The sequence below is a fragment of the Citrobacter sp. RHBSTW-01013 genome (assembly GCF_013781985.1).
In the GTDB taxonomy this organism is placed as follows: domain Bacteria; phylum Pseudomonadota; class Gammaproteobacteria; order Enterobacterales; family Enterobacteriaceae; genus Citrobacter; species Citrobacter braakii.
In genome coordinates this window covers 3,469,634-3,488,872 of the sequence record NZ_CP056185.1, presented here as the reverse complement: position 1 = coordinate 3,488,872, position 19,239 = coordinate 3,469,634, and the positions used below count along the sequence as shown (strand labels likewise).

The 19,239-nt window shown below is 53.8% G+C and carries 18 protein-coding genes; 10 read left to right on the top strand and 8 right to left on the bottom strand.

The window, feature by feature from the left end; all coding sequences use genetic code 11:
• The first annotated feature begins 1 nt into the window (after position 1).
• Positions 2-646: a pyroglutamyl-peptidase I gene (gene pcp / locus HV350_RS16875; RefSeq protein ID WP_016155998.1), complete on the top strand. Its 645-nt coding sequence runs from the start codon at positions 2-4 to the stop codon at positions 644-646.
• Positions 647-660: 14 nt separating this feature from the next.
• Positions 661-1,452 carry an endonuclease VIII gene (nei, locus tag HV350_RS16870; RefSeq protein ID WP_181628965.1) on the top strand — a complete coding sequence of 264 codons (792 nt, stop codon included), beginning with the start codon at positions 661-663 and terminating at the stop codon, positions 1,450-1,452.
• Here the strand turns inward: nei and HV350_RS16865 are convergent.
• Positions 1,449-2,495, bottom strand: coding sequence for an AbrB family transcriptional regulator (locus HV350_RS16865; RefSeq protein ID WP_181628963.1), 1,047 nt, complete (start codon positions 2,493-2,495; stop codon positions 1,449-1,451). The two genes, nei and HV350_RS16865, sit on opposite strands and share 4 nt — an antisense overlap.
• 174 nt (positions 2,496-2,669) lie before the next feature.
• Positions 2,670-3,953, bottom strand: coding sequence for a citrate synthase (locus tag HV350_RS16860; RefSeq protein WP_016152281.1), 1,284 nt, complete (start codon positions 3,951-3,953; stop codon positions 2,670-2,672).
• Positions 3,954-4,650: 697 nt separating this feature from the next.
• Here HV350_RS16860 and sdhC point away from each other — a divergent pair.
• From sdhC to sucD, 8 genes are all read left to right on the top strand, one after another.
• On the top strand, positions 4,651-5,055 hold the full coding sequence (gene sdhC, locus HV350_RS16855) for a succinate dehydrogenase cytochrome b556 subunit (protein WP_016152282.1): 405 nt from the start codon (positions 4,651-4,653) through the stop codon (positions 5,053-5,055).
• The gene (sdhD, locus tag HV350_RS16850) at positions 5,049-5,396 is read left to right on the top strand and encodes a succinate dehydrogenase membrane anchor subunit (RefSeq protein ID WP_005122550.1); all 348 of its coding nucleotides are present in this window, start codon (positions 5,049-5,051) and stop codon (positions 5,394-5,396) included. Before sdhC ends, sdhD begins: the two co-directional genes overlap by 7 nt.
• Positions 5,396-7,162 (top strand): succinate dehydrogenase flavoprotein subunit, encoded by a 1,767-nt coding sequence (gene sdhA / locus HV350_RS16845; protein ID WP_003022919.1) that lies wholly within the window; start codon positions 5,396-5,398, stop codon positions 7,160-7,162. The genes sdhD and sdhA overlap by 1 nt, the downstream gene beginning before the upstream one ends.
• Positions 7,163-7,177: 15 nt before the next feature.
• Positions 7,178-7,894: a succinate dehydrogenase iron-sulfur subunit SdhB gene (sdhB, locus tag HV350_RS16840; protein WP_003022921.1), complete on the top strand. Its 717-nt coding sequence runs from the start codon at positions 7,178-7,180 to the stop codon at positions 7,892-7,894.
• Positions 7,895-8,129: 235 nt separating this feature from the next.
• On the top strand, positions 8,130-10,931 hold the full coding sequence (gene sucA / locus HV350_RS16835) for a 2-oxoglutarate dehydrogenase E1 component (RefSeq protein WP_016152283.1): 2,802 nt from the start codon (positions 8,130-8,132) through the stop codon (positions 10,929-10,931).
• A gap of 14 nt (positions 10,932-10,945) precedes the next feature.
• A complete protein-coding gene (gene odhB / locus HV350_RS16830; protein ID WP_016156001.1) occupies positions 10,946-12,169 on the top strand; it encodes a 2-oxoglutarate dehydrogenase complex dihydrolipoyllysine-residue succinyltransferase in 1,224 nt (407 codons plus the stop codon).
• A gap of 90 nt (positions 12,170-12,259) precedes the next feature.
• Positions 12,260-13,426, top strand: a complete 1,167-nt coding sequence (sucC, locus tag HV350_RS16825) for an ADP-forming succinate--CoA ligase subunit beta (protein WP_003022927.1) — start codon at positions 12,260-12,262, stop codon at positions 13,424-13,426.
• Positions 13,426-14,295 (top strand): succinate--CoA ligase subunit alpha, encoded by an 870-nt coding sequence (sucD, locus tag HV350_RS16820; protein ID WP_003022929.1) that lies wholly within the window; start codon positions 13,426-13,428, stop codon positions 14,293-14,295. The genes sucC and sucD overlap by 1 nt, the downstream gene beginning before the upstream one ends.
• A 95-nt stretch (positions 14,296-14,390) precedes the next feature.
• On the opposite strand, the gene HV350_RS16815 is transcribed toward sucD, so the two are convergent.
• Genes HV350_RS16815 through HV350_RS16790 form a run of 6 tightly spaced genes read right to left on the bottom strand, consistent with a single transcriptional unit; the run spans position 14,391 to position 19,238 of the window.
• Positions 14,391-15,044 (bottom strand): aspartate/glutamate racemase family protein, encoded by a 654-nt coding sequence (locus HV350_RS16815; RefSeq protein WP_181628962.1) that lies wholly within the window; start codon positions 15,042-15,044, stop codon positions 14,391-14,393.
• Positions 15,041-15,460: a heme-binding protein gene (locus HV350_RS16810; protein ID WP_016152289.1), complete on the bottom strand. Its 420-nt coding sequence runs from the start codon at positions 15,458-15,460 to the stop codon at positions 15,041-15,043. The genes HV350_RS16815 and HV350_RS16810 overlap by 4 nt, the downstream gene beginning before the upstream one ends.
• 5 nt (positions 15,461-15,465) lie before the next feature.
• A complete protein-coding gene (locus HV350_RS16805; protein ID WP_103929031.1) occupies positions 15,466-16,812 on the bottom strand; it encodes a bile acid:sodium symporter family protein in 1,347 nt (448 codons plus the stop codon).
• A gap of 21 nt (positions 16,813-16,833) precedes the next feature.
• A complete protein-coding gene (locus HV350_RS16800) occupies positions 16,834-17,646 on the bottom strand; it encodes a 3-keto-5-aminohexanoate cleavage protein (protein WP_049269273.1) in 813 nt (270 codons plus the stop codon).
• Positions 17,647-17,674: 28 nt separating this feature from the next.
• The gene (locus HV350_RS16795; RefSeq protein ID WP_016156007.1) at positions 17,675-18,451 is read right to left on the bottom strand and encodes a TIM barrel protein; all 777 of its coding nucleotides are present in this window, start codon (positions 18,449-18,451) and stop codon (positions 17,675-17,677) included.
• Positions 18,432-19,238, bottom strand: a complete 807-nt coding sequence (locus HV350_RS16790; RefSeq protein ID WP_046274719.1) for a DeoR/GlpR family DNA-binding transcription regulator — start codon at positions 19,236-19,238, stop codon at positions 18,432-18,434. Before HV350_RS16790 ends, HV350_RS16795 begins: the two co-directional genes overlap by 20 nt.
• Position 19,239: the final 1 nt, after the last annotated feature.

Here is a 19,239-nt window from a genome sequence, read left to right as displayed (position 1 = left end):
GATGAAAACAGTACTCATCACGGGATTTGAACCCTTTGGCGGCGAGTCAGTTAACCCTTCCTGGGAAGTGGTCTCGGGCCTCGACAATGCTATCATCGGCGGATGCCGCGTCGTTGCTCGCCAACTGCCGTGCGTCTTTGGCGAGTCTCTTGCCGTACTCAATGGTGCGATTGACGCGCTGTCGCCATCACTGGTGCTGGCGGTGGGGCAGGCGGGTGGACGCACGGATGTCACCGTGGAGCGCGTGGCGATCAACGTTGACGATGCGCGTATTGCGGATAATCAGGGTCAACAGCCGGTAGATGTGCCGATTGTGGCCGATGGTCCGGCGGCGTGGTTTAGTTCGTTGCCGATCAAAGCGATGGTTGTTGCCATGCGCAACGCGGGAATTCCGGCTTCGGTTTCCCAGACCGCGGGCACTTTCGTGTGTAACCACGTGATGTATGGCCTGCTGCATAAACTACGTGACGTTCCGGCGGTAAAGGGAGGATTTATCCATATCCCTTATTTGCCGCAACAGGCTGCACAGCATCCCGGGGCGCCAAGTATGGCAGCGGACACGGTGCGCCGGGCGCTGGAAGTTGCGATTGCCACCGCGTTGCAGGTGGAGAGTGATATCGCAGTGACGGGCGGTGCAACACATTAAAAAAGGACAGTCTTATGCCTGAAGGCCCGGAGATCCGCCGCGCGGCGGATAACCTGGAGGCGGCAGTCAAAGGCAAACCCCTGACCGATGTCTGGTTTGCCTTTGAGCAGCTAAAACCGTATCAATCTCAACTGATTGGGCAGAGTGTTACCCAGCTTGAAACGCGGGGTAAAGCATTGCTGACCCGTTTTTCTAATGGATTGACGCTGTACAGCCACAATCAGCTCTATGGCGTGTGGCGAGTAGTGGATACCGGAAAAATACCGCAGACTTCGCGGGTTCTGCGTGTCAGGTTGCAAACACACGACAAAACTATTCTGCTCTATAGCGCCTCTGATATCGACATGCTGACGCCGGAACAGCTCGCTACCCACCCGTTCCTGCAACGGGTTGGGCCAGACGTCCTGGATTTACGTTTAACGCCCGATGACGTGAAAGCGCGTCTGTTATCCCCGCGTTTTCGCAATCGCCAGTTTTCTGGCCTGCTGTTGGACCAGGCGTTTCTGGCGGGATTAGGTAACTACCTGCGGGTAGAGATTCTCTGGCAGGTAGGGCTGACCGGGCAGCATAAAGCGTCGATGCTCGGAGATGAGCAGTTGGATGCGCTGGCGCATGCGCTGCTTGATATTCCTCGTTTGTCCTATAACACCCGCGGGCTGGTGGATGAGAACAAACATCACGGCGCGCTGTTTCGCTTTAAGGTCTTTCACCAGGATGGTGAAGCCTGTGAGCGCTGTGGCGGAATCATCGAAAAAACGACGCTCTCTTCACGACCCTTTTACTGGTGTCCAGGATGTCAGCACTAAGCGGGATGCTTTGGCGCGTGTACTGAAATAAACCGCGCCACCGCCGGGCCAGTCAATAAAATACTGAATAGCCGCAGGGTTTGCATCGCCATGATCAGCGCCATATCGGCGTGACTCCCCGCGGCAATCACCGCAACAGAATCCACGCCGCCTGGACTGGTCGCCAGATAGGCGGTAAGAAAATCTATCTGCAGGTAATGCGCCAGTCCCCAGGCCATAGCGGCGCAGATCGCCATCAGTGAAAAAATGGACAAGAGGATTTGAGGTAAGGGGCGCAACGCCATTAAAAAGATCTGCTTGTCAAAGCCCAGACCGATTTGCCAGCCGATGGCCATATAGGCAATCGCCAGCAACCATTCCGGTAGTTCGATCACCATCACGCCTCCGGCATTCAGCAATGCGCCTGCCAGCATCGGTAGCAACATGACGCCAGAGGGGATACGCAATACACGTCCGGCCGTACCGGCAACGGCGGCCAGCGCTAGGGTACTGAACAGATTGCTGCTCAGCGGCGGAAACCAGACGATTTGCTCACTGACCGTTTGGGCCTGGTCGCCCATCATCACTCGGGTGACCAGTGCCGCCGCACCAACCACCAACAGTACGCGCAGATACTGCATAAACGCCACCAGCCGGATGTCGGCACCATATTCCTGCGCCATCGCCACCATTGCCGCCGCACCGCCAGGTGACGAGCCCCATGCACCGGTGTTTCCCGGTAGGTTACTGTAGCGAACCAGCAGCCAGCCGATTACCGCGCTGCTGATAAGGGTCGCCAGCAGGATGATAATCACCATCGGCCAGTGGGCCGTAAGGGTCGTTAAGATTGAGCCAGTCAGGTTTTGGGCAATCATGCAGCCGAGAATCGCCTGCGCGCCAAGAAATGTGCAGCGGGGAGGGTGCAGTGAGATGCCGCGCATACTGAATATGATGCCGACGATCATCGAACCTAGCAGCAGCGGTCCTGGAAGGTGTATAAACAAAAAGAACAGGGAAAGAAGGAGCGATAGCAGAAACAACAGGCTCCACTGCAAAACAGGCATCCCATGCTCCTGAGTGAAATGACGGAAATCTCAGTAAATCATAGAGAAAGCATGATGAGAATAAAATAATATGCATCAAAAAAAACAGGTCGGATTCTGGCTTCAATGCCTTGTCCGACCCGGGAGAATTAATGGCTGTAAGCCGGACAGGCGCTGGCGCCATCCGGCAGACAATTAACGCTTAATATCAGACTTAAAATCGCGCTTGTCGTAGCCGGTGTACAGCTGACGCGGACGAGCGATTTTCATGCCGTCGGTGTGCATTTCGTTCCAGTGTGCAATCCAGCCCACGGTACGCGCCATGGCGAAGATAACGGTGAACATGGAAGACGGAATACCCATCGCCTTCAGGATGATGCCGGAGTAGAAATCTACGTTAGGGTAGAGTTTCTTCTCGATGAAGTACGGGTCGTTGAGCGCAATGTGTTCAAGTTCCATCGCCACTTCCAGCAGATCATCTTTGGTGCCCAGTTCTTTCAGTACTTCATGGCAGGTTTCACGCATGACGGTGGCGCGCGGGTCATAGTTTTTATAAACACGGTGACCAAAGCCCATCAGGCGGAAGGAATCATTCTTGTCTTTCGCGCGGCGAACAAATTCCGGAATGTGTTTAACAGAGCTGATTTCTTCCAGCATTTTCAGCGCAGCTTCGTTTGCTCCGCCGTGTGCTGGTCCCCACAGGGAAGCAATACCGGCCGCGATGCAGGCAAACGGGTTAGCGCCAGAAGAACCGGCGGTACGAACGGTAGAGGTTGAGGCGTTCTGTTCGTGGTCAGCGTGCAGGATCAAGATACGGTCCATTGCGCGTTCCAGAATCGGATTCACTTCGTATTTTTCGCACGGCGTGGAGAACATCATGTTCAGGAAGTTACCGGCGTAGGAGAGGTCATTACGCGGGTACACGAACGGCTGTCCGATGGAATATTTGTAGCACATCGCTGCCATGGTCGGCATTTTGGACAGCAGACGGAAGGCGGCGATTTCACGGTGACGCGGATTATTCACATCCAGCGAGTCGTGGTAGAACGCAGCCAGCGCCCCGGTAACACCACACATAACGGCCATCGGGTGAGAGTCGCGGCGGAAACCGTGGAACAGGCGGGTGATCTGCTCGTGGATCATGGTATGGCGAGTGACTGTGGTTTTGAACTCGTCGTACTCCTCCTGCGTCGGTTTTTCGCCGTACAGCAGGATATAACACACTTCCAGATAGTTCGACTCGGTCGCCAACTGATCAATCGGGAAGCCGCGATGCAGCAAAATACCTTCGTCACCGTCGATGAAAGTAATTTTGGATTCGCAGGATGCGGTAGAGGTGAAACCTGGGTCAAAAGTAAACATCCCTTTTGAGCCAAGACTACGAATATCAATAACATCTTGACCGAGCGTACCTTTCAGCACATCCAGTTCAATAGCAGAGTCACCATTTAGAGTGATTTTTGCTTTAGTATCAGCCATTTACGGTCTCCTTAGCGCCTTATTGCTTAAGACTGCTGGAACTCACATTTGCCTTCGTACATCAATGAACCGTTACCAGTTTGTTATTTGGCTCGCCGCTCTGCGAAAGAGGGGATAACCTGGGTACAGAGCTATGGGCGCTTGCAGGTAAAACGGTCTTTTCATGGCGAATAAACTGCAAATCAAGAACTTAGCAATCCGAATTATTAAACCTGTCTATCACTAATAACTGTCCTGACTGTATTGGTCAATACTTCCACACTGTTACATAACTAAATGTCCGGTGAAAGAGTGACCCCATAACTTTTACGCATTATATGCTTTTTCTGGTGTCGTTTGTAACAACTTTGTTTAATGATTGTCAAATTAGATGGTTAAAAATTAAAATAATGTTGTTATCGTGACCTATGTCACTGTTCGGGATAAAACCCGACAAACTATATGTAGGTTAATTGTAATGATTTTGTGAACGTCCTATACTGCCGCCAGGTCTCCGGAATACCCTGCAATCCCGAGCCAACCAGCGTTGTAACGTGTCGTTTTAGCATCTGGAAGCAGTGTTTTATATGACGCGTAGTTATAGTAAGGACGCTGTCTGACCCGCACGCAGACCGGAGGAAGGAAATCCCGTCGTCTTTCAGGCTACAGGTGTCTTCATCTTCTGTACCCGAAGTCCAAAGGGAATAATAAGAACAGCATGTGGGCGTTATTCATGATAAGAAATGTGAAAAAACAAAGACCTGTCAATCTGGATCTACAAACGATCCGGTTCCCAATCACGGCGATAGCGTCCATTCTCCATCGCGTATCCGGAGTGATCACCTTCGTGGCGGTCGGGATTCTGTTGTGGTTATTGGGTACCAGCCTTTCCTCCCCTGAAGGTTTCCTCGCGGCGTCATCCATTATGAATAACTTCTTTGTGGAGTTAATTCTGTGGGGGATCCTGATTGCGCTGGCATATCACGCCGTAATGGGCATTCGCCATCTGTTGATGGATTTTGGCTATATCGAAGAAACCCTCGAAGCAGGGACACGTTCCGCCAAAATTTGTTTCGTTATCATTGTCGTGCTTTCACTTCTCGCAGGAGTCCTCGTATGGTAAGCAACGCCTCCGCATTAGGACGCAACGGCGTACATGACTTCATTCTGGTCCGTGCTACCGCTATCGTTCTGACGTTATACATCATCTATATGGTCGGCTTCTTCGCCACCAGCGGCGAACTGACGTTTGAAGTCTGGACCGGTTTCTTCTCATCGGCATTCACCAAAGTCTTCACCCTGCTGGCTCTTTTCTCCATCTTGATTCATGCCTGGATCGGCATGTGGCAGGTGTTGACCGACTACGTTAAACCGCTGGCCGTGCGCCTGATTCTGCAACTGGCTATCGTCGTTGCGCTGGTGGTTTACGTCATTTATGGATTTGTTGTGGTGTGGGGTGTGTAATGAAACTGCCAGTCAGAGAATTTGATGCTGTTGTGATTGGTGCCGGCGGCGCAGGTATGCGCGCGGCGCTGCAAATTTCCCAGAGCGGTCAGACCTGTGCGCTGCTCTCCAAAGTGTTCCCAACCCGTTCCCATACCGTATCTGCGCAAGGTGGCATCACCGTTGCGCTCGGTAATACCCATGAAGATAACTGGGAATGGCACATGTACGACACCGTCAAAGGGTCGGACTACATTGGTGACCAGGACGCTATTGAATATATGTGTAAAACCGGTCCGGAAGCGATTCTGGAGCTGGACCACATGGGGCTGCCGTTCTCTCGCCTCGATAATGGCACAATTTATCAACGTCCGTTTGGCGGCCAGTCGAAGAATTTCGGCGGCGAGCAGGCGGCACGTACCGCGGCAGCGGCAGACCGTACCGGCCATGCGCTGTTGCACACGCTGTATCAGCAGAACCTGAAAAACCATACCACCATCTTCTCCGAATGGTATGCGCTGGATCTGGTGAAAAATGCCGATGGCGCGATTGTTGGTTGTACCGCGCTGTGTATCGAAACCGGTGAAGTCGTTTACTTCAAAGCTCGCGCAACCGTGCTGGCGACCGGCGGTGCTGGCCGTATTTATCAGTCCACTACCAACGCCCACATCAACACCGGTGACGGCGTCGGTATGGCTATTCGCGCTGGCGTGCCGGTGCAGGATATGGAGATGTGGCAGTTCCACCCAACCGGTATCGCTGGCGCGGGTGTTCTGGTAACAGAAGGCTGTCGTGGTGAAGGTGGCTACCTGCTGAACAAACACGGTGAGCGCTTCATGGAGCGTTATGCCCCGAATGCGAAAGACCTGGCGGGGCGTGACGTGGTGGCGCGTTCCATCATGATCGAAATCCGCGAAGGTCGCGGCTGCGACGGTCCGTGGGGGCCGCACGCCAAACTGAAACTCGACCACCTGGGTAAAGAAGTGTTGGAGTCCCGTCTGCCGGGTATTCTCGAACTGTCCCGTACCTTTGCTCACGTTGACCCGGTGAAAGAGCCGATCCCGGTTATCCCAACCTGCCACTATATGATGGGCGGTATTCCGACCAAAGTCACCGGCCAGGCGCTGACCGTGAATGAGCAGGGCGAAGATGTGGTGATCCCAGGGCTGTTTGCCGTCGGTGAAATCGCCTGCGTATCGGTTCACGGTGCTAACCGTTTGGGCGGCAACTCTCTGCTTGACCTGGTGGTATTTGGTCGTGCCGTGGGTCTGCATCTGCAGGAATCTATCGCAGAGCAGGGTGACCTGCTGGATGCAACCGAAGATGAAATCGACGCTTCTCTGGCGCGTCTAAATCGCTGGAACGGTAACCGTAACGGTGAAGACCCGGTGGCAATTCGTAAAGCGCTGCAAGAATGTATGCAGCATAACTTCTCGGTATTCCGCGAAGGCGATGCGATGGCGAAGGGCCTGGAAGAGCTGAAAGCGATTCGCGAACGCTTGAAAAATGCCCGTCTGGACGATACCTCCAGTGAGTTCAACACCCAGCGCGTTGAGTGTCTGGAGTTGGATAACCTGATGGAGACCGCGTACGCCACTGCAGTATCTGCAAACTTCCGTACCGAAAGCCGTGGCGCGCATAGCCGCTTCGACTTCCCGGAACGTGATGACGAAAACTGGCTGTGCCATTCCCTGTACCTGCCAGAGTCGGAATCCATGACGCGACGTCAAGTCAATATGGAACCGAAGCTGCGCCCGGCATTCCCGCCGAAGATTCGTACTTATTAATGCGGAGACAGGACAATGAAACTCGAGTTTTCAGTTTATCGCTATAACCCGGATGTTGACGACGCTCCGCGCATGCAGGATTACACCCTGGAGGCGGAAGAAGGGCGCGACATGATGCTGCTGGATGCGTTGATGCAGCTGAAAGAAAAAGATCCGTCGCTGTCGTTTCGTCGCTCATGCCGTGAAGGGGTTTGCGGCTCCGACGGTCTGAACATGAACGGCAAAAATGGACTGGCCTGTATCACACCTATTTCTGCGCTGAATCAGCCGGGCAAGAAAATTGTCATTCGCCCGCTGCCAGGTTTACCGGTTGTGCGCGATTTGGTGGTAGACATGGGGCAATTCTACGCACAGTATGAGAAGATTAAGCCTTACTTGTTGAATAATGGGAAAAATCCTCCGGCTCGTGAGCATTTACAAATGCCAGAGCAGCGTGAGAAGCTCGATGGGCTGTATGAATGTATTTTGTGTGCATGCTGCTCAACGTCCTGCCCATCATTCTGGTGGAACCCGGACAAGTTTATTGGCCCGGCAGGCCTGTTGGCCGCGTATCGCTTCTTAATTGATAGCCGCGATACCGAGACCGACAGCCGTCTGGAAGGTTTAAGTGACGCTTTCAGCGTATTCCGCTGTCATAGCATCATGAACTGCGTCAGCGTATGTCCTAAAGGGCTGAACCCGACGCGCGCCATCGGTCATATTAAGTCGATGCTGCTCAAACGTAGTGCATAAGTAGTTGTAGTTGCCGGGGAAGAGATTCCCCGGCCGTGCAGGGAAACCTCTAAAAACTGCCACATTGATAGCAATAATCGCAGCCTGAACGACGACGATTATTAGACAGTTTTTAAAGGTTCCTTAGCGGACGCAGATGACACGACAGTCCGCAACAAGTGAACCCCGGCACGCACATCGGTGTGCGTGGTAGTATCCACGGCGAAATAAGCATACAAATGCTTAAGGGATCACGATGCAGAACAGCGCTTTGAAAGCCTGGTTGGACTCTTCTTACCTCTCTGGTTCTAACCAGAGCTGGATAGAACAGCTCTATGAAGACTTCTTAACCGACCCTGACTCGGTAGATGCTAACTGGCGTTCGACGTTCCAGCAGTTACCTGGTACCGGAGTCAAACCGGATCAACTCCACTCAAAAACACGTGATTATTTCCGTCGACAGGCGTTGATTACCCCACGTTACTCTTCTTCTATTTCCGACCCTGATGCCAATGTGAAGCAGGTTAAAGTCCTGCAGCTCATTAACGCCTATCGTTTCCGCGGTCATCAGCATGCGAATCTCGATCCGCTGGGACTGTGGCAGCAAGAAAATGTGGCCGATCTCGATCCCTCCTTCCACGATCTGACCGATGCGGATTTCCAGGAAAGCTTTAACGTGGGTTCTTTTGCCGGTGGCAAAGACACGATGAAGCTGAGCGACCTGGTTGTCGCGCTGAAACAAACCTACTGCGGCCCGATTGGCGCCGAGTATATGCACATCACCAGCACCGAAGAAAAACGCTGGCTTCAGCAGCGTATCGAGTCTGGTCGTACTGCGTTCAGTAGTGAAGAGAAGAAACGCTTCCTCAGCGAACTGACCGCAGCGGAAGGTCTGGAACGCTACCTGGGTGCAAAATTCCCGGGCGCGAAACGCTTCTCGCTGGAAGGCGGTGATGCGTTAATCCCAATGCTCAAAGAGATGATCCGCCACGCCGGTAACAGCGGTACCCGTGAAGTGGTACTGGGTATGGCGCACCGTGGTCGTCTGAACGTCCTGGTTAACGTGCTGGGTAAAAAGCCGCAGGATCTATTCGACGAATTTGCGGGCAAACATAAAGAACACCTCGGCACCGGTGACGTGAAGTACCACATGGGCTTCTCATCGGATATCGAAACCGAAGGCGGTCTGGTGCATCTGGCGCTGGCGTTTAACCCGTCGCACCTGGAAATCGTTAGCCCGGTGGTTATCGGTTCCGTACGTGCACGCTTGGATCGTCTGGACGAGCCGAGCAGCAATAAAGTGCTGCCAATCACTATTCATGGTGATGCGGCAGTAACCGGGCAAGGCGTGGTTCAGGAAACCCTGAACATGTCGAAAGCGCGTGGTTACGAAGTGGGCGGTACCGTTCGCATCGTTATCAACAACCAGGTGGGCTTCACCACCTCTAACCCGCTAGATGCACGTTCTACACCGTACTGCACCGACATCGGTAAGATGGTTCAGGCGCCGATTTTCCACGTGAACGCGGATGACCCAGAAGCGGTCGCTTTCGTAACGCGTCTGGCACTGGATTTCCGTAATACCTTTAAACGCGATGTCTTCATCGATCTGGTGTGCTACCGCCGTCACGGCCACAACGAAGCCGACGAGCCAAGCGCAACCCAGCCGCTGATGTATCAGAAAATCAAAAAGCATCCGACCCCGCGCAAAATCTACGCTGACAAGCTGGAAGCGGACAACGTCGCTACGCTGGAAGATGCGACCGAAATGGTCAATCTGTATCGTGACGCGCTGGACGCAGGCGAATGCGTGGTGAAAGAGTGGCGTCCAATGAATATGCACTCCTTCACCTGGTCTCCGTACCTCAACCACGAATGGGATGAAAACTACCCGAACAAAGTTGAGATGAAGCGTCTGCAGGAGCTGGCAAAACGCATCAGCACCGTGCCTGAAGCGGTGGAAATGCAGTCGCGTGTTGCCAAAATTTACGGCGACCGTCAGGCCATGGCCGCAGGCGAGAAGCTGTTCGACTGGGGTGGCGCAGAGAATCTGGCTTACGCCACGCTGGTTGATGAAGGCATTCCGGTACGTCTGTCGGGTGAAGACTCTGGCCGCGGAACCTTCTTCCACCGTCATGCGGTGATTCATAACCAGGCGAATGGTTCAACGTACACTCCGCTGCAGCATGTGCATAACGGCCAGGGCACGTTCCGCGTATGGGACTCCGTGCTGTCTGAAGAAGCGGTGCTGGCATTCGAGTACGGTTATGCCACGGCAGAACCGCGCACCCTGACTATCTGGGAAGCGCAGTTCGGTGACTTCGCCAACGGTGCGCAGGTGGTTATCGACCAGTTCATCTCTTCCGGCGAGCAGAAATGGGGCCGTATGTGCGGTCTGGTTATGCTGCTGCCACACGGCTATGAAGGTCAGGGGCCGGAGCACTCCTCCGCGCGTCTGGAACGTTATCTGCAACTTTGCGCTGAGCAAAACATGCAGGTTTGCGTCCCGTCTACCCCGGCACAGGTTTACCACATGCTTCGTCGTCAGGCGCTGCGCGGAATGCGTCGTCCGCTGGTAGTGATGTCACCGAAGTCGCTGCTGCGTCATCCGCTGGCGGTGTCCACGCTGGACGAACTGGCAAATGGCACCTTCCTGCCAGCCATTGGCGAAGTAGATGAACTTGATCCTAAAGGCGTGAAGCGTGTCGTGATGTGTTCTGGTAAGGTTTATTACGACCTGCTGGAGCAACGCCGCAAGAACGACCAAAAAGATGTCGCCATTGTGCGTATCGAACAGCTCTATCCGTTCCCGCATAAAGCGGTGCAGGAAGCGCTGAAACCGTTTGCTCATGTACATGATTTTGTCTGGTGCCAGGAAGAGCCGCTCAACCAGGGCGCATGGTACTGCAGCCAGCATCATTTCCGTGAAGTAATTCCATTTGGGTCAGCTCTGCGTTATGCAGGTCGCCCGGCCTCTGCCTCTCCGGCAGTAGGATATATGTCCGTTCACCAGAAGCAGCAACAAGATCTGGTTAATGACGCGCTGAACGTCGATTAAATAAAGGATAAATAATGAGTAGCGTAGATATTCTTGTTCCCGACCTGCCTGAATCCGTAGCGGATGCAACGGTTGCAACCTGGCACAAAAAACCGGGCGATGCAGTACGTCGTGATGAAGTACTGGTAGAAATCGAAACTGACAAAGTGGTACTGGAAGTACCGGCATCAGCGGACGGTATTCTTGATGCGGTTCTGGAAGATGAAGGGACAACCGTCACTTCTCGCCAGATCCTCGGTCGCCTGCGTGAAGGCAACAGCTCTGGCAAAGAGACCAGCGCCAAGTCTGAAGAGAAAGATTCTACTCCGGCACAACGCCAGCAGGCGTCTCTTGCTGAACAGAACAACGATGCCCTGAGCCCGGCGATCCGTCGCCTGCTGGGTGAGCATAATCTCGAAGCCAGCGCCATCAATGGCACCGGCGTCGGTGGTCGTATCACGCGTGAAGATGTTGAAAAGCATCTGGCCAAAGCGCCGGCTGCGAAAGCAGAAGCCAAAGCGCCGGCCGCCGCGCCTGCACCACAGGCTCAACTGGGTGCTCGTGGCGAAAAACGTGTTCCGATGACCCGTCTACGCAAACGCGTAGCTGAGCGTCTGCTGGAAGCGAAAAACTCCACCGCCATGCTGACCACGTTCAACGAAGTCAACATGAAGCCAATCATGGATCTGCGTAAGCAGTACGGTGACGCGTTCGAGAAACGTCACGGTATCCGTCTGGGCTTTATGTCTTTCTACGTGAAAGCGGTTGTTGAAGCGCTGAAACGCTATCCGGAAGTGAACGCGTCCATCGACGGTGATGACGTGGTTTACCACAACTACTTTGATGTCAGCATGGCGGTCTCCACGCCGCGTGGCCTGGTCACGCCGGTCCTGCGTGATGTGGATCTGCTGGGTATGGCTGACATCGAGAAAAATATTAAAGAACTGGCAGTTAAAGGTCGCGACGGCAAGCTGACGGTCGACGATCTGACGGGCGGTAACTTCACCATCACTAACGGTGGCGTGTTCGGTTCCCTGATGTCTACCCCGATCATCAACCCACCGCAGAGCGCCATCCTGGGTATGCATGCCATCAAAGATCGTCCGATGGCCGTAGACGGCAAGGTTGAAATCCTGCCGATGATGTATCTGGCGCTGTCTTATGACCACCGTTTGATCGATGGTCGTGAGTCAGTAGGCTTCCTGGTAACCATTAAAGAGTTGCTGGAAGATCCGACTCGTCTTCTGCTGGACGTGTAGTAAATAAGAGTATCACCTGCCCCGTAGGTCTGGAGGCTTATCAGGCCTACGGGTAAAAGATAACGATTACCTGAAGGATGGACAGAACACATGAACTTACATGAATATCAGGCAAAACAACTTTTTGCCCGCTATGGCTTACCGGCACCGGTGGGTTATGCCTGTACTACTCCGCGTGAAGCTGAAGAAGCTGCATCTAAAATCGGCGCAGGCCCGTGGGTAGTGAAATGTCAGGTTCACGCTGGTGGCCGTGGTAAAGCGGGCGGTGTGAAGGTTGTGAACAGCAAAGAAGACATTCGCGCTTTTGCTGAACACTGGCTGGGTAAACGTCTGGTCACTTACCAGACAGACGCCCATGGTCAACCGGTAAATCAGATTCTGGTTGAAGCAGCGACCGACATTGGTAAAGAACTTTACCTCGGCGCAGTTGTTGACCGTAGTTCCCGTCGCGTGGTCTTCATGGCCTCTACCGAAGGCGGCGTGGAAATTGAAAAAGTGGCGGAAGAAACGCCGCACCTGATCCACAAAGTAGCACTCGATCCGCTGGCCGGTCCGATGCCTTATCAGGGTCGTGAACTGGCGTTCAAACTGGGTCTGGAAGGTAAACAGGTCCAGCAGTTCACCAAGATCTTCATGGGTCTGGCGACTATCTTCCTTGAGCGCGATCTGGCGCTGATCGAAATCAACCCGCTGGTGGTGACCAAGCAGGGTGATCTGATCTGCCTCGACGGCAAACTGGGCGCTGACGGTAACGCGCTGTTCCGCCAGGCTGACCTGCGTGAAATGCGCGATCAGTCTCAGGAAGATCCGCGTGAAGCACAGGCCGCACAGTGGGAACTGAACTACGTCGCTCTGGACGGCAACATCGGTTGTATGGTTAACGGCGCGGGCCTGGCAATGGGCACCATGGACATCGTTAAACTGCACGGCGGCGAACCGGCTAACTTCCTCGACGTCGGCGGCGGTGCGACCAAAGAGCGTGTAACCGAAGCGTTCAAAATTATCCTCTCTGACGACAATGTTAAAGCCGTACTGGTTAACATCTTCGGCGGTATCGTACGCTGCGACCTGATCGCGGACGGTATCATCGGCGCGGTAGCAGAAGTGGGCGTTAACGTTCCGGTCGTGGTACGTCTTGAAGGTAACAACGCTGAACTCGGCGCGAAAAAATTGGCTGATAGCGGCCTGAATATTATTGCAGCGAAAAGTCTGACGGATGCAGCTCAGCAGGTTGTTGCCGCAGTGGAGGGGAAATAATGTCAGTTTTAATTAATAAAGATACCAAGGTTATCTGCCAGGGCTTCACCGGTAGCCAGGGGACATTCCACTCTGAACAAGCGATTGCTTACGGTACGCAAATGGTCGGCGGTGTTACGCCGGGCAAAGGCGGCACCACGCATCTGGGTCTGCCGGTGTTCAACACCGTACGTGAAGCAGTAGAAGCGACCGGCGCAACCGCCACCGTTATCTACGTTCCGGCTCCGTTCTGCAAAGACTCCATCCTGGAAGCTATCGATGCAGGTATCAAGCTTATCATCACCATCACTGAAGGTATCCCAACGCTGGATATGCTGACCGTGAAAGTGAAGCTGGATGAAGCGGGCGTACGCATGATCGGCCCGAACTGCCCAGGTGTTATCACCCCTGGCGAATGTAAAATCGGCATCATGCCGGGCCATATTCACAAGCCTGGTAAAGTCGGTATCGTTTCTCGTTCTGGTACGCTGACCTATGAAGCGGTTAAGCAGACCACCGACTACGGTTTTGGTCAGTCTACCTGTGTGGGTATCGGCGGCGACCCGATCCCTGGCTCTAACTTCATCGATATCCTGAAGCTGTTCCAGGAAGATCCGCAGACCGAAGCGATCGTCATGATTGGTGAGATCGGCGGTAGCGCGGAAGAAGAAGCGGCGGCGTACATTAAAGATCATGTGACCAAGCCGGTTGTGGGTTACATCGCGGGTGTGACGGCGCCGAAAGGTAAACGTATGGGTCATGCTGGGGCGATCATCGCAGGTGGTAAAGGTACGGCGGATGAGAAATTCGCTGCGCTGGAAGCCGCTGGCGTGAAAACCGTTCGTAGCCTGGCTGATATCGGCGAAGCGCTGAAAACAGTGATTAAGTAAGAAAAAAAACAGCCCTGACTCTCTGCATAGTCAAGGGCTGGTCCCGTTTCGACATGGTTGGCCATCTGATGATGGCCTTTTTTTTGGCCTGTAATTCAGCTTTCAGCCAGTGTTTTCAACCAGCGAATTCCGCTTTCCGGCGAGGTCATTACCGGCACCGGCGGGGAAGGGAGCTGCTGTAAAACGCGCGCCATCGAGGCTTGCGCCAGCATCACAACATCCGCCTGGGTAAAGGCGCTCTGTAACCCTTCACTGACGATACGGTCATGAGTATCCATGTCTCCCGCCAGCAGCGCGTGGAATGCCTCCTCCATTAATATAGGCGTGATGGTTCGCGATTTACCGCTCTGCTGCACTTTGCGCTGTACGTAATCCAGCGTTGGCTTCAGCGTGGTTGCCACGGTCGCCAGTACGGCGATCCGCTCACCTTTTTCAATCGCCTCTTCCACCATTGCGCAGTCAATGCGCGCGAGCTGCAGTGGGGTCATAAACTGGCATTGCTCCACCGCAGTACCAATTGAGGAGCAGGCGGTAATAAAGATATCGCAGTCCGCCTTTTCGGCAAAATGTACATAATCGGCGATGCGGGCGGCAATATTGGGCGTCACGCCCTGGGCCTTCATTACCTGCTTGATCATGGATTCTTCCACCAGGTGCATGACTTCAACATCCGGCATGATGTCGGCAATCAGCTGTTGCATCATCGTAAGCGTGGCGGCACTGGTATGCAGCATGGCGACCTTTTTCATTGGGCAATCTCCTTAAGTAACGTTTCCGCGACGGCCAGCGCCGCATCATGATCTTCCTGCGCGGATAAACCGCCTACCGCGACGGCACCAAGGCATTTTCCTTGGTGCAGAATCGGGATCCCGCCCGGCAGCGCCGTAAACAGCGGGTCGGCAAAATAACCAATATCCAGTTGCTCTTTCTGCAGGCGCTGTAAAAATGCCTGTGTGGTACAGCCCAGGCGGCTACTGGTGCGTGCTTTGCGCTGGGTTAACTCGATGGTTAACAGTTTGGCGTTATCCATCCGCGCAAAGCTGAGTAGTTCTCCATTGGCGTCGCATACGGCTACGCTTAACGGGCGTTTTGCGTAACATGTTTCGGCAAGGTCGAGCGCAGAGGCCACGGCGCGCAGGGCATGCCCCAGAGTGAGAGTTGTCATCGTGATTATCCTTTTGACAGATTTTCGCAAGCGGGTTGAACGGGATCTTTGGCTGCGGCGGCCTGCGCCTGTTTGGCGTCTTTCTTGCGCCAGTAGTTCGCGAGCAGCGAGCCGCTGACGTTGCCAAGCGGAGTCATCACCGCCGAGGCCAGGCCAACCGTTGCCAGTTTGCCCATCGCTGCGGCAAGCCCGGACGCCATGCCGCCGTTTTGCAGGCCGACTTCAAAGGCTACGGTGCGGGCAGACTGTACGTCCATGCGGAAGATCCAGCGGCTCATCAGATAGCCAATCAGGAAGCCGCCGAGGTTATGCATCAACATGGCGAAGCAGAGCAGGAAGCCGACCTGCACCAGGTTCTCGCGCCCGGCTGCGGCTGCGGTGGTCGTAAAGAAAATGATCCCCATCATTGAGATGGTCGGCATGATTTTCTTCACGCCCGCCACGCGGCCATACAGCCAGTTGTAGAACAATGCCCAGACGAGACCGCCTGCCACGAAGTTGAGCACCACCGCGTACATTTGCGCGTCGGCGCTGGCGTGACCAAACAGCGTGTCCCAGCCGCCAGCAATCATATACAGCAGCCAAAGAGCGCCGATCCCGGCCAGCATCTGGACGACACGGCGTCCGCGCACGCCCGCATAGGTTTTCAGATAGTCATGCAGAATTGCCGCGCCGATGGGGATCAATACGATTTTCACCACATCCATTACCATTGCGGTGAGCTGGATATCGATCATCGACCCCGCCAGCAGATTAACCCACAGCGGCGTCATCACCGTCGCCGCCAGCGTTGAGACTGCGGCGATCGAGACCGCCAGCGCCAGGTTGGCGTTCGCGATATAGACCATGACGGTAGAGGAGAGTCCGCTTGGGCAGGCGCCAATCAGCAGAATCCCGACCGCTACCTCAGGCGGAAAGTTAAAGATAAGCGTAATGCTCAGGCCGAGCAGAGGCATGATAACGAAGTGGCAGAAGGTGCCAATAAACACCGCCCACGGCATTTTGGCGACGTCAATAAAATCCTGGATCGTTAGCTTAGTGCCCATGCTAAACATGGTGGCCTGAATGACGAGGAATACGATCCATTTATGGGTGATATTGAAACCGCCCCAGACGATCAGATCCGTAGACCAGGTCATGGCGGCGACAAATCCGGCGATGATCCATAGCGTAAATTGATAGCTGCGTAGACCCGGCCAGTAGCCTGCACCGGCGGCGAATCCGGCGGTGAACATCACCAGCCCTGGCTGCCAGAGCGCAGCGGACTGGATTAGCGCACCGATAATCGCTAGCGCTGCGCCCGCAACGCTGATACCGAGTCCGGTTTTGTGAATAACAGTGGTCATAGTCATGTTGAAATGTCCTTGCTGTTGTTATTGCTGCCGGGATGGAATAGATAACATGTGCCGCGCAATTTCTGGCGTGGCGACTTTTTTATCCATGCTGCGAATGAGCGTGGCGAGTTTGGCAACCTGCTGGTAATTATGCTGTGCTTTTTCTTCAGCGCTTAAATAATAGCTATCCTCAAAGCCGATTCGTACTTCACTGGCCCCCATGCCGACGGCGGCGGCAATAATATCGAAATTCTTTCTGCCAAAATGAGTAATACCCCATAAGGCATCGCGCGGGATCATGCTACGCAGAGCAATTAAAGCGTCAATGGTTGCTGGCGTACTGCCGCGATGGCCGAGGACGATATTAAAGAGCATGGGTTTTTGGAATTTTATTTTATCTTCAAGGTTCAGGATGTTATTAATCATGCCAATTTCAAAAACTTCAAACTCGGGAATAATATTGCGCTCGACTATTTGCCGGGAGCAATATTCCACGTCCGGACCGGGATTAAAGTACACCGCATCTCCGAGGTTGACGGAACCGACATTCAGCGAAGCCATCTCTACGCCGGGACAGGAGAGTGGCGCGCAGCGTTCGGCGATGGACATTGAAGAGACGCCGCCGGTAGATGCCTGAATAATCAGGTCTGAATGGCGCATGACGCTATCAATGGTCGCCTGAAAATCGGTGGTATCCGGCGTCAGGCGACCCTGTTTATCGCGAACGTGTAAATGCACGATGGACGCGCCATGCTCTACGCTGGCGAGTATTTCCTGCGCCAGTTCTGCGGGTATAACTCTGGGGCAATCCGCGGCAACGGGTGCCAGCGAAATAATAACAGTATCCGACATATTTTCCTCCGGTACAGAGATATTTAAATTATAGGTAAGGCGTTATCCAGTTTAATGAGTCGGGCCCTGATGTTGATGGTTGATATTCACAGCCAATCCAGCCCTGGTAATTCATTTTTCTAATAAAATCGAATAGCCATGTTTCATTTAATTCACCTGTTCCCGGTTCATGGCGATAGGGGACAGAAGCAATTTGAAAATGTTTAATTAAGGTGAAGTAGCGTTCAATATTTTTTGCCACATTGCCATGAATTTTCTGACAGTGGTAAATATCAAACTGTAAACCGATATTTTTCTTGCCAACCTCTTGAATAATAGATTCGGCCAACGGAAAGCTGTCAATAAAATAACCGGGCATATCCTGCGAATTTAACGGTTCAATCAGCACATCGATTTCCGCTTCAGCCATCATATCGCAGGCGATACGCAGCCGGTTGGTCAGGAGAGTGCGCTGAGCGTGAAGCGTCAGATCGTCGCAGCGCGAACCGGCCATAACGTGAACCCGACGACAGCCCAGCGCCGTGGCGTAATCACGCGCCACGTTCAGGCTATGGTGAAATTCCGGGTCTCGACCGGGCTGCGCGGCCAGTCCCCGCTCACCTTGTGCCCAGTTACCCGCCGGTGCGTTCATCAGCACCACCGGCAGGGATGTTTCCCGCTGTGCAGCGTGCAAATGCGCCAGCGGGTGCTGCCAGAGAAATAGTCCTTCAACGCCGCGAAAACCAGCCGCCTGCGCCGCCGCAAATCGCGCCGCTATCGGTAAATCTGTAAACAACCAGTCGAGGTTAGCCGCTAACTTCAGCATGGCGCGCACCCTCCCGGTTATCAACCAGATGCAGCTTAACGCCCTGGCTGGCAAGAGTTTGCTGGGCGTTTTCCGGTAACCGGTTATCAGAAATAATGTCGGTTAACTGTTCCAGCCCACAGATATGGAACATGCCGTATTTGCCAAACTTACTGCTGTCGCAGACCAGCACCCGACGCCGGGAAACGGTGAGTACCGCTTCTTTAACCGAGGCTTTCCCTTCGCTCGGCGTCGACATGCCGCGTTCGGTATCCCACGATGAGGAGCTCAGAAACGCCACGTCAATATTAATGGTGCGCAGAAAACTGGCGGCGCTTTTTCCAAGGCATGAGCGGTTACGCTGATCCACCAGACCACCGGTGTGATAGAGCGTTATGTGCGGCATATCCATCAGATAGTGGCTGATGGAAAAATCGTTGGTTACTACCGTCAGATTGAAACAGTGGCTGGCGGCGACCGCTTTCGCCACTTCAAACAACGACGTTCCGGCATCCAGATACAGCGTTTGTCCGGGCTCAATGAGCATGGCGGCGAGCTGGCCCATTTTACGTTTCACGTCATGATTCAACTCGGCTTTTTCCCGCCATGGCAGCTCGGATTTCAGCAGGTTATTGAGCTTCACTCCGCCGTTAATGGCAATAACTTTGCCTTCTTCTTCCAGCAACTGGATGTCGCGACGCACGGTCATATGCGACACGCTCATCAAATCTGCCAGTTCATTAAATGAGGCGGCATTTTTTTCGTGCACGTAGCGGTAGATAAAATCACGTCGTTGCTCGGGGATCATT

What these genes read in the sequence shown, in the direction of transcription:
- pcp (WP_016155998.1), top strand. Translation starts at nt 2, where the DNA reads ATGAAAACAGTACTCATCACGGGATTTGAACCCTTTGGCGGCGAGTCA.
- nei (WP_181628965.1), top strand. Translation starts at nt 661, where the DNA reads ATGCCTGAAGGCCCGGAGATCCGCCGCGCGGCGGATAACCTGGAGGCG.
- HV350_RS16865 (WP_181628963.1), bottom strand. Translation starts at nt 2,495, where the DNA reads ATGCCTGTTTTGCAGTGGAGCCTGTTGTTTCTGCTATCGCTCCTTCTT.
- HV350_RS16860 (WP_016152281.1), bottom strand. Translation starts at nt 3,953, where the DNA reads ATGGCTGATACTAAAGCAAAAATCACTCTAAATGGTGACTCTGCTATT.
- sdhC (WP_016152282.1), top strand. Translation starts at nt 4,651, where the DNA reads ATGTGGGCGTTATTCATGATAAGAAATGTGAAAAAACAAAGACCTGTC.
- sdhD (WP_005122550.1), top strand. Translation starts at nt 5,049, where the DNA reads ATGGTAAGCAACGCCTCCGCATTAGGACGCAACGGCGTACATGACTTC.
- sdhA (WP_003022919.1), top strand. Translation starts at nt 5,396, where the DNA reads ATGAAACTGCCAGTCAGAGAATTTGATGCTGTTGTGATTGGTGCCGGC.
- sdhB (WP_003022921.1), top strand. Translation starts at nt 7,178, where the DNA reads ATGAAACTCGAGTTTTCAGTTTATCGCTATAACCCGGATGTTGACGAC.
- sucA (WP_016152283.1), top strand. Translation starts at nt 8,130, where the DNA reads ATGCAGAACAGCGCTTTGAAAGCCTGGTTGGACTCTTCTTACCTCTCT.
- odhB (WP_016156001.1), top strand. Translation starts at nt 10,946, where the DNA reads ATGAGTAGCGTAGATATTCTTGTTCCCGACCTGCCTGAATCCGTAGCG.
- sucC (WP_003022927.1), top strand. Translation starts at nt 12,260, where the DNA reads ATGAACTTACATGAATATCAGGCAAAACAACTTTTTGCCCGCTATGGC.
- sucD (WP_003022929.1), top strand. Translation starts at nt 13,426, where the DNA reads ATGTCAGTTTTAATTAATAAAGATACCAAGGTTATCTGCCAGGGCTTC.
- HV350_RS16815 (WP_181628962.1), bottom strand. Translation starts at nt 15,044, where the DNA reads ATGAAAAAGGTCGCCATGCTGCATACCAGTGCCGCCACGCTTACGATG.
- HV350_RS16810 (WP_016152289.1), bottom strand. Translation starts at nt 15,460, where the DNA reads ATGACAACTCTCACTCTGGGGCATGCCCTGCGCGCCGTGGCCTCTGCG.
- HV350_RS16805 (WP_103929031.1), bottom strand. Translation starts at nt 16,812, where the DNA reads ATGACTATGACCACTGTTATTCACAAAACCGGACTCGGTATCAGCGTT.
- HV350_RS16800 (WP_049269273.1), bottom strand. Translation starts at nt 17,646, where the DNA reads ATGTCGGATACTGTTATTATTTCGCTGGCACCCGTTGCCGCGGATTGC.
- HV350_RS16795 (WP_016156007.1), bottom strand. Translation starts at nt 18,451, where the DNA reads ATGCTGAAGTTAGCGGCTAACCTCGACTGGTTGTTTACAGATTTACCG.
- HV350_RS16790 (WP_046274719.1), bottom strand. Translation starts at nt 19,238, where the DNA reads ATGATCCCCGAGCAACGACGTGATTTTATCTACCGCTACGTGCACGAA.